Source organism: Legionella bozemanae, from assembly GCF_001648595.1.
In the GTDB taxonomy this organism is placed as follows: Bacteria; Pseudomonadota; Gammaproteobacteria; order Legionellales; family Legionellaceae; genus Legionella; species Legionella bozemanae.
Genome location: NZ_LBAW01000026.1, coordinates 1 through 11,915, shown reverse-complemented (window position 1 = coordinate 11,915; position 11,915 = coordinate 1). Strand labels below are relative to the sequence as shown.

Genomic DNA, 11,915 nt, shown 5'->3' with positions numbered 1-11,915 from the left:
CCCCAACCTACCTGCCTTACCATTCGTGTCCTTTAAACTTTAGCAATTCCAGCATCACAACACACCAATCTATTGGAGTGCTCTATAATTAGATCATGTGTCTTTTTGGAGATCAGATATGCCAAAACCACAAGATTATATTGATGCCATAAGAAAGGGCAAATACTTATTGGCCTTAGGTTTAGGGCAGTTAGTCTATGACAGGTATATGCCTTTAAATAATGACGAGATCTTGGGAGGTGACGACGTTACTCCTTTAATGGCAAGTTTACTTGCAGAAACGGACCTTACTTTTAATGACATCGTAAAGATTCAGCATGGAATCTTTTCCTTAAATGCACATGAAACTGCGGAACAGCAATATTATTTGACTCAAATTATGTCTGCCGTCTCAACGCTATTAAGCCATGAAGCATGGTTAATGCAGCAAGAAGGTAATCAAGGTAAATCACCACAAGAAATTCGCCAAATGGTAAGGGATGAGATTGCTCAAGCAATTGCAAGGCCTGTAAATCCAAAAAAAGAAGCAGCCAAAGAGGTTGCCAGAACAACTATAATAGATAAGAGCCCAGAAATGGAAATTTTGATTGAAAAAGAAAAGTCTTGCCAGAAGGTATTTGCTTATGCTGTGGATCATTTAATAAAAAGAAATGTTGAACAAATACGTGACATGGGCAAACTACTTAGTGATTACCTCGATAGTATAGAGGCTGATATAAAAGCTATTGATCAGGAGACAAAACGATTAGAAGCTGAGCAACTGGAGCCAGGAGGTGAAAGGCAAGCCCGCATAAAGGAATTAGAAAAATCAAGAAGGGAGATCTGGAATCGTAAACTTGAGGTAGAAGATCAACTTTCGCTTTTAAGCCGCCCGGAAACGCATGGGCAAATTTCAGCACAATCAGTAAAAACTGCTTTAGAAGGAGTACCTGTTGAAGAATCTTTTCAAAGTATACATCAACAAATTACATCCTATTTAGACTTTTTAGAAAACAACCGTCCTCATAAACATTCAATATTGTTAAAAGCTTATGAGGCTCGTAAAATTGCTGCTGAAAATATGCTTATCGCGGTTACAACTTCTAATTTAAGGACACCAGACGAGACACTAGCCTATTTAGAAAATAATATTAAAGCCATTGAAAATAACCGCCCCGGTTTACTCGAGTTAGGCTTTATCGCTTGGGTGAAAAATTTCTTTAAAAATTACAAAGCGGAGATGATAAAAAAAACCGATAATACCTTAGCAGCAACTAATACTGAGCTAAAAACATTTAAAGAGAACTTTGTTGAACATAAAAAAGCATTAGGTATGATTATGGAAGAACATAGGGCGGAAGAAGATTTTAAAGGTCCCAAAAGCGAATTTTAATTGAATGCGTATAATTATCGAAAACAAATTTTTTATTTAACCACCGAATTGTCGGGCCAAGGCCCGACCTGTATTTTTCGTCTCCAATCTTATTGTTCCTGCAAAATATCCGCTATCTTTGCTCCAATCAAATAAGCCGTGGCCATAGGAGTACCATCCATTGGCACAGGAGCAATAGATGCATCCGCTACAATGAGATGCTGTACTCCATATACATGCCCTGTACCATCCACAACACCCCCTTGATTTAAGGGCGCCATACGGCAATGGCTTTGAAAAACCATGTTACTACCCACTTCTTGCTTTATAAAATCAGTAAGTTGTGACACATCATCAAGTACTGATGGGTCAGGAAAAATCATCTGATAGCTCGGATCAATAGCTTGTAATTGGGTATTGATATTCTTAATGTAAATTTGCAGTGTATTGATATAAAGCGTTAGATCAGATTGCTGTTTAAACTCGCCCAAATCCATATTGGGTTCTACAAAAGGATCACTGCTTTTAATCATAATAAAACCAGCACTCGCAGGTTGTACCAAATCTAATAAGACAACAGTGATGCCTGAAATCGGATTAATTGAGGCAAATCGCACAGCACGTACCCCAGGATTCGCTCCACTCGGATCCGGCAACATTGCAATTTGCGAAAATAAGCCATTTGGCGCATTCACATGAGTACCAATATATTTAATAAATTGTTGACCAATAGGAGTATTTGCTAAAGCAGAGATAATATTGCCTGCAATCTGCAGCACGAGCGATGAAGGCGTATCATTGGGATTAGAAGTATAAATCAGTATGACATGCGGTTGATCAGCCAATCCCTGACCTACATTAGGGTTATTATAGACTACAGGGATGTTGAGTGCCTGTAATAAAGGCGCTGCTCCTACTCCAGAACGCATTAAAAATGCACTGCTTTTAATCCCGGCGCTTACAATAATTCCTTTGGCTGCATAAAGTTTTTTGGCAGTACCGTTTTGGAAATAATTCACGCCTACTGCCTTATTACCGCTCCAAATCACCTTATCTGCAGTAGCATTAAATAGGACGCGCAATTTACGCCCATTAGCTCCATTGCCATTATGATCCATGACATTATTGTTTAAAAAAACAATCGCGCTACTTGCTCGAAAAACACCATCGGGATCCATTTGTGTGTATTGCAATTGAGGAGAAACCCCTATAGGGGCATTGGGATCATTATAATCCGGAACAAATCCCACATGGGTAGCATTCATGATTGCTTGTGACAATTTAAGTGATACTTGTGTAGGAGCAGTTTCTTGGCGAATCGGGAGTGGCCCGCTAAATCCTCGGGCAGCAGGATTCGGCGTTAGCCCCATATAACGTTCTAATTCAACATAGGTATTCTGAATATTTGCCACTGACCAGTTTGGTCCTGCTAGTGATTCCCATTGGGAATAAACTTGATTGGTACCGCGAACCCAAACCCCTGCATTAATTGTAGTTAAATGATTAAGGTATTGAATAGCTAAAGAAGGACCTACATTACCCCTGCCTGGCTCCTGCAGAATAAACACCTGGGAATGCAAAACTAATAAAGAATATTTTAGGTGAGCGCGTAATTATTCGTAACTATCTGATCCCTTAGGTCATACAACTTGAATACGCTATTATAAATTGATACAAACGTCAATTAGCTCAAACCGTAGTTCAAAGCAACCCTATACCTAGAAGCAAAACATTTCAAAATTTATCAGATCCATTCTTTTTGCAAGCAACTGAATTATCAGCAATCTCAAGCTGTTTACAAAAATGCAGAATAATTGTATTGTCCGCTGGGATTCTTACGATACTCGAATTGAATCGAATTGTCCTATACGCCCTGTGGGAAAGTTGACCGTAGAGGGCTTATTTTCATTCACACCCAAGAGGTTTTTAATATGAAATTGTTTCGAATGATGTTCCTTGGCTTGTTATTTTCCACCACGCTAATCACTCACGCAGCGGCTGCTCCGATAGAGGATTATGATTTCCAACAAGAACGAATGAAGCTCACTCCTGATTCGGTAATGGCTATTTCAACTTTTGATAGTGAGGATCACGTCACTGCCTACACCTATGCTGGAGTTCGTTTATGGAATGCCCCCTTCCATGCGAAAATATTATCATGGCAAATTGCAGGTGATTTTGTTTTTATTTTTTCTAAAGACCGTAAAGGGACAAAAACTTATATTACCTGTCTTAACAGACATACCGGCGCTCCAATTTGGCAAAAGCCTTAAGCTTTCACCTCAATGGAAAACGCAGCCTGTTTGCTTGCAGACGGGCTGCCTGTCTGATTTCACCATTTGATTACCTAACCTTAAAATCCTGCATGTGGCTTCTTTAGAATAATCCCCATTTCCAAACAACAATCAACCTGTATGATTCAAAACGCTTGGCTCAGCAATTAAATTAATTATCAATTTTATATCTATCAGATTTTTTAGGGAATTTCTTTAGCTATACTTTTTAAAAGCGGGAAAAACCAGATAAAAAATTAAATACTTCCTGCTGGTAAAAACGTCTCTGAATATTAAAGTAAAAGGAAATTACAAAATACGCACCTTTTTTAGGAAAAAAAATGGAATTAGATAAAATAAAAAATAATAAATTCTATTTATTAATCAGCGCCTTCATATGCATTTTTTTATTTTTTTTACTCGTGAGGGCACTTTTTCTTCAAAGCCCCTATTTATCTATTAACATTGACTTATATTTATTAATCAAAAAATTACAAAATGATTATTTATATTGGATAAGTATTTTTTTCTCATTATTTGGCGATAAACATATTGTTATACCTACTTTTGTCATTACAAGTGTTATGCTTTTTGGAAAAAAGGAGCAGTGGCTTGCTTTACATTTAATTGGTGTCGTTTTAATTGCAGCCCTGCTAGCACACGTTCTAAAAAATGCTATAGATTATCCCAGACCCGAAATATCAACGAGTACGTTACCAAGCTATGCATTCCCTAGTAGGCATGTAACTTTATGCTCAGCCTATGTTACTTTTCTGTCTGCACTTATTATTCCACAAATATCTTATCGTTGGCTTGTGATAATCTGTGCATGTCTTCTAATTATACTCGAAGCAATTGCCCGTTTAATCCTGGAAGTGCATTGGCTAACTGATGTAATAGGAGGTGCCCTGCTCGGTGCCACTTGCGGTTTCTTTGGTGCATATTCCTTTTTCCTAAGACCAAAAATTTGCATTAATATTAAATCTATCTTAATGACTTTATTCATCGTATTTTTGGTCATTTGTGTACTTTATTCTCTGGTCATATACTTAGTTGAACTCAAACTATTTTGAATAGCTGGTCTGAGGGTTTTTGGGCCCCTTAAAAATGTGCTTGCAGCCAGAACTTATTGAGATGCGTATTCTAGAAAATCCTACTCACAAGCAACTCAAGCTACGATACTCGTTGCTGATATTGCTCATCTTAAAGAAAGGGAGCGTTTTCGACATCCGCTCCACTTTAAATAGACTATAATTACAATAGTTGTTCTACACTAGGAATTTTAATGTTTTATCGATTACTTTTAAATTACTTTCGTCTTAAACTAGTCCAATTTATTTTCACACAGCTTATGATGCGTCTTAAGTTAAAAAAACCGGAAAAAACAAAGAGCCTCATCGGCTTTTTGGAATTATTTCTCAGTCATTATATGACTAAAAAAATGCGTAAATAATTATCTACTTTAATTAAAACATTAAGTCACCATAGTCCAACTTGGCTTAAATCAAAATGAGACAGATGCATTATATGAAATACAACTGCATTCATTCTCACAATATTTTGTTTCGCTCTAGTAACGCGTGATTGCAAGTCATCTGCCTGCTTGCCATTATTCGGGGTAACAATATATATCACTTCCGCCAGTGACGCCTGCATGATATACAACTGCATTTACACCAACAATATTTGTTTTCTCTGTTATACATCGATAACCAGAATAAGTATAATAAAATTCGCTCCCTGGTAGAGGTACATCTCCCTCATTAACAGTATAAATGTGTTTTTCGGCATTTACTGTAATGGGAATGCTTTTCCATGTTTGGGTTTTTGTTATGATGGCACTATCAGCCATGGCGGCCATACTCCATACAGTGAGTAAGGAAGATATTAATAATTTTTTCATGTGTTTCCCTCCAATATTTGCTCCTTTTTTCCTTCTATTTATAGATTAGCCTCATTAACGATATTCGCAAATAATAGCAGAGGGATATCCCATTTAAATCGCTCATTCCTATTCACTCATTATTCTGCAGATTGCTGTCAACCTCCTTGCTTTGCAGTATCAGGATTTTTTGTCTACAATTTGAATAAATACAAATCTTATTGTTAATTATGAAGTCGATCAAAAAGCTCCTAAAAAAACTCACTTCGTCAAAAAGAGATTCCAGTGAAACAACAACTATTAGTCCTCACGATGCAGAACCTGTCCAGAGTAAACCTCTGTTTTCACCAAGTCAAACAACCAGTGACTTTTTTTCTCATCAGAAAATGAGCGATTTGGCAGAGGTTGGAAAAACAAAAGCATTGGGATATTTACCATTAGAGGCAATTCGTGGTTCCGGATTTGAACTATTTCAAGTCACTATGTTATTAAAAAAAGCAGGGTTAAAATCTTTTGTTATTCCTAACCCTCTCCCCGAAGAGATGTATGCTTATGATGCGGGCAAAAAAAGATATGTACGAATAGCAGACAATACGGAATATAAAGTAATTCCCAAAGGCGGCTTTTTAAGTATTCGTTCAGGAGCCCTTGTTGCGTACGATGAAAAAGCTGTAAATGACTTATTAAAAGAAAATGAAAACATTATCCAAAAAGAAAATAGTAACGAGCCCAATCCTGAAGATCATTGGCCGCTGGTAGCAGACGATTTCGTTAATATGCTATTTAGAAAAAGAGCGGAATCAGTAGAAATGGATTGTTTGGTAGGTAAAATTTTCAAAGAAATGCCAAATCAGTCTGAATGGGATTTGAGTATGAAATAGAAATAAATATCTCTGTTGCAGCAAAAATTGATTAAAATCTTAATGTCAGATCAAAATAACTCAACTCATTTGCTCAGAAGATTAAGGTAGCCTAAAAGTTTAAGTGGGATTCAGTATATTCTCTAAAAAAATTGGCGAGTCGGTGATTAGGCTTATTAGCATAAAAGGATTTAAAAGCCTGCAGATCGAGGCTATTCATTATTCGATAATGAACAAGTGCGGAATAAATGGGCCATAATTTTTTTGCTAACAAAAATCCTTCTAACAGCTTGTCTTTAGCCGCTAAATCCAGCCAGTTTTCGCAGCAACTGCCTTGAAGTTGCTGGTAAGTTTGATCCTGTTCTTTTACACCATGATGGGTAATGCCTTGGCGAAGAAAAGTATGTAAGGAAAAAAATGGATGGGTAATCACTATCTCTCCCAAATCAATGAATGTCAATTTTTGGGTACTCGGATTAATCAGAATATTGTTGCTGTGAAAATCAGATTGAACTATTGTTTCCGGAATATTGTATTGGGATAATAATTTGAATTCTGCTGAAATTTGCGGACTTAAATCATGTACTGACCGTAGTTCTTTGTCCGTCATACCATCTGCTTTTAAAAACTCTTCTTGGTTGATAATTTGATCATAGAGTTTGGATAATTTGTCTAATCGCCAATCTGGGACTCCTAGTGCAAGCAGGGATTCTATATGGTTCTCTGTCGAGCGTTGCATTGATGTATATTGCTTAATGGCTTGACACAATAAGTTCGTCTGCAATTCGTGTTTCAGATATTCGCGCAGTGATTGTCCGGCATCTTTCATCAGAAAACAATGCAGCTTATCGTTAATCGCTATTACAATAGGTACACTGGCATGAAATTTATCTGCCAATAGTTGTATGATCTTTGACTCTTGAGATATGGACGGTGCTGGTTGTTTCAAATAAATATAACCTTTTGAAGTTGAAAATCGAATCACATTGGACCAAGGGGTTTCCAGCATGATTTCAGGTGAATGCAGTAGCGAATATCCTTTAGAGAGCAGGTAATGAGTTGCCCACTTGAGGATAAGTGTATGATTTTTCATTTTCTAGCTCTCTTTACGTAATCAACTTGCATTTGTTGCACAATACGCCATTTCATTCGTTAAATGAGGTATGGGAAAACTTATCATTGATTAAAGGTATGTCATTATTAAATAGCATAATTGCTCTTGATACCTACTTTTACTAATGTAGCGTTTCGTAATAATGTGTACTACTTACCAGAAACTGTAACTCCTGTGGTTTTTATTTCTTAAACATTGACGCTACAGAACTTGTTTGCAGCCTCGAAAAAATTACACAAAAGTAAAAGTTCTCTCAACGCCAAAAACTGTCACTGTCATGATAAGAGAGAAAAAACATACTCTATACTGCTATGAGAGAAGCTATTTTAATTTCTAACATGCTTTAATCTACGTAACAGCGAACCCTCTATTAAAATGTAGGGATTCGCTGCCGTTTCCTTATTTAATTAGCACTTTAAATTATTCAGTTAAAATGTTCCAACTTATCTCTCGACATATTCGCTCGATTCCAGGAGCTCGTAAATCTTCATCCAAAGGAAACTTATAATTTTTAATTAAGCTAATCATAGATATTTCAAATACTACTCCGTCAGATAGTTTTGAATTTAAAGCTTCTCCACCGAATAAGGTCATACGCCTTCCATCAAAACGGTTATTAAAATATTTCTTCCAAAACCCTACCGATCCAGGCTGGATCATCATATGGATGCCTTTATTCTGTTTAAGAGCATATTCGATTGCTCTTGATACAAGTTCGCTTCCTAATCCAGACCCTCTAATATTTTGATTCACGAAGAGCTGGGCTATTTCTATTAATTTTTTATTTTCCAAGGTTATGGAAGAACTTATTTGAACATAGCCATGTATTACTCCTGTTGCTCTTACTTTGGCTGATATCTGAATATCTTCGTTTTGTTCCGTAAGTTCAAATTTATATTTAGTCATAGTGAAAATACAATTAGTTAAATTTTAAATCTAATTAGATGAAAATTTTAGATCAGTATTTGATCAAAATTTTTTATATAAACTTTAGTGCATCAGTGAATAGTAATTAGCTTAAGTTTATTTAAATGTTGTTGGGTCAACAATGGGCAGCTTACTTTTTTCCTATACAAAAAGCTACACCATATTTTATTTCAATAATTATAATAATGTGAGATTAGCAGTGGAACTCGGGTTACAATCCTTCGGACTAGCACCCAGGCTACAATAAAAATCTAGGGATATTATTTAATCTCTCAAAGTCTTAGGATCCATAAGCATTTTTTGTATTTCACCAATATGCATTTCCTCTTCTAGAATCATGTTTCTAGCAAATTCTTCGACTAGCACAGATTTTTTCTCTGAGAGTTGTAATAGTTGATAATACAAATTCAAGCCTTGTTTTTCATGCTCAAGAGATTCTTCTAAAATATGGCCAATATTATGTTCATGGGTCTCTAATAATTTGCCAATCTTAAGCGTAGGATGATAGGCAAAATGGGTGATAAGTTCACCTATTGAATGAGCATGGTTTAAACTCTCTTGAGCATGATCACGCATCCATTTACAGATAGGGATACGATTAAAACCAAAAACCATGAAAGAGTAATGGGTATAACGCACAACACCTGCCATCTCAAGCTCTAATAATGAATTTAGAGTTTTTATAATCGCATCATCAATTGGTTCAAATTCAGATCGTCCATGTGGCATATTTTTATTCTCTTTCATTTTTACTTATGTAAGAGTATAGAATAATTTTCCCATTATCCCAAAGCGTTTTCGCTTAGTGAAGCAGATTTTTGGCTTATTCTGAACCAACCAATCTGCCTTTTACCCTAAACCATGTGATTAAGAAGTTCCGCTTAAATTATTGGAACTACTTTGCTCGTTTTCTTCTTCTGCGTGAGCTTCTGTATCCATCATCAACATCAACATGTTTAAAACTAATGGTACTGCTCCTTCTTCATTATTTTCCGACGTTGGCATCAAATGGAATACCAAGATAGCTGGAATTATCGGATTAGTACCATTCTGTACACCAGGATTATGGTTTCCATGATGTGCGTGTAAAAAAATCGGCTGGAAAAAGAATGAGTGAGGATTTAGAGCAGATTGGCCGAATGTGTTTTGAATCAGATCCTCTGTCCATTCATCTGTTAATTCTTGTTTAATGGAACTGTTAAACTGTTGAGGAGCTACTTCATTAGGATCAAAAGCAAAAAATTCTTTAACCTGTTCTTTTGTGAGTGGTTTGGTTGTTAATTTATCATCCTCAAAGAGGATCTTATTACTTGCAAGGCCAATTAAAGTGTCAATGGAAATGGGCCAATATTCTGTAGCGTGCGTAGTGGGATCACCAGGCAGCTTCTCTAATCCTGAGGATACTCCCTTAATACAGAATTTATTATCCCCAATTTTCACTAAGTAAACATTGGTACCTTCATTCAGTAGCGTGTCTTCCAGCATGATTGGATCAAAATAGGTTGGCATAATCTTATTCCTTTAGTAATTATTTAACCTAAAATGTAATCTACTAGATCATTGTGACTTATTCAATACTTTTTAATCACAATAAAATCAAAAAGTGTTAATTGTAATTAATGTAGATATAATTAGTTGCAATTGTATAAGATTAACTGTGATGCTCGTGAGAAGCGAAAACTTTTGCTCTCAAAACTCCCTTTGATAAAAGAACGAAAAAATAGCAAGGTAGATTTGATCTTGAGACTTGAAGTATCATCAATCTTTTTGATAAGAAAGCTTGTTGTATTGAGCCATTTTCAATAAATATTCTACTTACTACGTCCCACGGCTTGCCCCTGAGAGAACCACGCGAAATTTGAATGTCACTTTATGTTTTTTAAATGAACTATACTCAACATCCTACGTACTGCGCTTTATGCGCGGTACGTAGGGAGGGGTAAGTTTCGCGTGGCACCAATCTATTGTACCTTGGTTTTCTTAGGTTCTATAATGGCCAAGTCTGTTTTTTGATCTAAATGTTCTTTATGTTTTAAATCTTCAATAACAATATTTGCACCATAATAGTTTAAATGATCGCCATTAAAGTAATAAGGCAGTACCTCACCACGCGCTGTACATTTCGCGCCTTTACAAAATAAAGGCCTGGGGTCATAAATTTTTACTTGCGGGAATTCTGCTAACAATTGATTCACCACATTGTCATAACTACTGTTTATCTGTTCAAAATTTGCTCTATCCATGGAACACTCTTTATTAATACCCCCTTTATGAGGCAGCTGAAGCGGCCTTGATTTAAAACACGTTTTTATATTGAAATTTAAGCTAGGTATATCCTTTATAAAAACAATCTCCTTGTTTCCCTTAAGCGCTTTGCTAAGAAAATAGCGCCCATTTTCTAGAAAACTTTTAGTTCTTTCCGGATCTAAAGCCTTTGCCATGCGCCAGTGAGATCCTTCCTTCTCAAAACCTCCTGTCATTAAATAAGCCCAATAGCCGCCTAAAACTATCGTTTTAATGGATTTATTCGTTTCCAAAAATGAAAGTATTTCATCATATTTTTTCCTGCACTCGCCCTTTAAAAAGTAATTACTGGAAAAAGGCAGGCAGGAGCTTGATACAAGCATCAAAACCGATTGCGAAGGAAATTGCTTCCATAATGCGTTCTGATAATGCCAAATATGAGAATCGCCAAGAAACATAATATCTGGTTCTTGATTTTTTGATAAATAACAAACACCATCACCCGCAAATTTAAAATTCTTAAACTCAGGAATTTTCAATGCACATCCAAAAGCTGGCTCTATTGGAAGAAGGGGAAGATTAATGATTGCATTTAAGCTGTTTAAATCATTTAGATTTTTAATCCTAAAGTCGAGGCCATTATTTTTTTCTATGTAGAAACCGAAACTCGCCATAATGGACATGAAACTTACAAGAAAAACTACTTTAGCTCTATCCTGCCCAAACCCATGCCGTATTGGCCTTTCGATTAACTTATAAGTAATCCAGGCTAACACAATAGAGAGTCCAACGGCCACCCATTGAAAAATTTTATGATGAAAACCTCCTTCCATAATTTTTACAAAGGAGAGTAACGGCCAATGCCATAAATAAAGTGGATAACTGATTAAACCAAACCACACTAAAATACGATTGGAAAGAATGACACGATTTGTCCATGAATTTTTCCCAGCCACAAGAAGTAAAGCTCCTAGCACAGGAATTAGAGCCCAAGCTCCAGGAAAAACTGTAGCTTTTGAAAAGGTAAAAAAGGAGCAAATAATAATGAGAAGCCCGGAAAAAGAAAGAATATTTTTTAATAGTGCCCCATTAGACTCCCTTCCATTTTGATAAATAATTTTGGTCAGTACAACATCTGTTTTTTTTCTTACCCTACTCAATAGTTTAATATCATAAAGAGTAATATAGGCTAATAAACTGCCGCATAATAACTCCCAAAAACGGGTTTGCGGTGAATAAAAAGCAGCCGTGGCATCTACGCTAA

11 protein-coding genes are annotated in these 11,915 nt (G+C 36.1%); 4 read left to right on the top strand and 7 right to left on the bottom strand.

The window, feature by feature from the left end; all coding sequences use genetic code 11:
* Nucleotides 1–118: 118 nt before the first annotated feature.
* A complete protein-coding gene (locus tag A8O27_RS15385; RefSeq protein ID WP_058457897.1) occupies nucleotides 119–1,372 on the top strand; it encodes a hypothetical protein in 1,254 nt (417 codons plus the stop codon).
* 89 nt (nucleotides 1,373–1,461) lie between these two features.
* On the opposite strand, the gene A8O27_RS15380 is transcribed toward A8O27_RS15385, so the two are convergent.
* Nucleotides 1,462–2,919, bottom strand: coding sequence for a GMC oxidoreductase (locus tag A8O27_RS15380; protein WP_058457896.1), 1,458 nt, complete (start codon nucleotides 2,917–2,919; stop codon nucleotides 1,462–1,464).
* A 363-nt stretch (nucleotides 2,920–3,282) separates the two neighbouring features.
* On the opposite strand from A8O27_RS15380, the gene A8O27_RS15375 reads away from it, so the two are divergent.
* Both A8O27_RS15375 and A8O27_RS15370 read left to right on the top strand, forming a co-directional pair.
* Nucleotides 3,283–3,624: a hypothetical protein gene (locus A8O27_RS15375; RefSeq protein WP_058457895.1), complete on the top strand. Its 342-nt coding sequence runs from the start codon at nucleotides 3,283–3,285 to the stop codon at nucleotides 3,622–3,624.
* Nucleotides 3,625–3,965: 341 nt separating this feature from the next.
* The gene (locus A8O27_RS15370) at nucleotides 3,966–4,697 is read left to right on the top strand and encodes a phosphatase PAP2 family protein (RefSeq protein ID WP_058457894.1); all 732 of its coding nucleotides are present in this window, start codon (nucleotides 3,966–3,968) and stop codon (nucleotides 4,695–4,697) included.
* A 536-nt stretch (nucleotides 4,698–5,233) separates the two neighbouring features.
* Here the strand turns inward: A8O27_RS15370 and A8O27_RS15365 are convergent.
* Nucleotides 5,234–5,527 (bottom strand): hypothetical protein, encoded by a 294-nt coding sequence (locus A8O27_RS15365; RefSeq protein WP_058457893.1) that lies wholly within the window; start codon nucleotides 5,525–5,527, stop codon nucleotides 5,234–5,236.
* A 209-nt stretch (nucleotides 5,528–5,736) separates the two neighbouring features.
* Between A8O27_RS15365 and A8O27_RS15360 the strand changes: the two genes are divergently transcribed.
* Complete coding sequence (locus A8O27_RS15360) at nucleotides 5,737–6,387, top strand: hypothetical protein (RefSeq protein ID WP_058458093.1); 651 nt, start codon at nucleotides 5,737–5,739, stop codon at nucleotides 6,385–6,387.
* A 91-nt stretch (nucleotides 6,388–6,478) separates the two neighbouring features.
* On the opposite strand, the gene A8O27_RS15355 is transcribed toward A8O27_RS15360, so the two are convergent.
* The 5 genes from A8O27_RS15355 to A8O27_RS18920 form a co-directional block, all read right to left on the bottom strand.
* Nucleotides 6,479–7,459: a phosphotransferase gene (locus tag A8O27_RS15355; protein WP_058457892.1), complete on the bottom strand. Its 981-nt coding sequence runs from the start codon at nucleotides 7,457–7,459 to the stop codon at nucleotides 6,479–6,481.
* 441 nt (nucleotides 7,460–7,900) lie between these two features.
* Nucleotides 7,901–8,386: a GNAT family N-acetyltransferase gene (locus tag A8O27_RS15350; protein WP_058457891.1), complete on the bottom strand. Its 486-nt coding sequence runs from the start codon at nucleotides 8,384–8,386 to the stop codon at nucleotides 7,901–7,903.
* Between the two features lie 285 nt (nucleotides 8,387–8,671).
* Nucleotides 8,672–9,136: a ferritin-like domain-containing protein gene (locus A8O27_RS15345; RefSeq protein ID WP_058457890.1), complete on the bottom strand. Its 465-nt coding sequence runs from the start codon at nucleotides 9,134–9,136 to the stop codon at nucleotides 8,672–8,674.
* A 138-nt stretch (nucleotides 9,137–9,274) separates the two neighbouring features.
* Nucleotides 9,275–9,916, bottom strand: a complete 642-nt coding sequence (locus tag A8O27_RS15340; RefSeq protein WP_058457889.1) for a hypothetical protein — start codon at nucleotides 9,914–9,916, stop codon at nucleotides 9,275–9,277.
* Nucleotides 9,917–10,368: 452 nt separating this feature from the next.
* On the bottom strand, nucleotides 10,369–11,915 hold a 1,547-nt coding region (locus A8O27_RS18920; RefSeq protein ID WP_064115118.1), incomplete at its 5' end, for an acyltransferase family protein.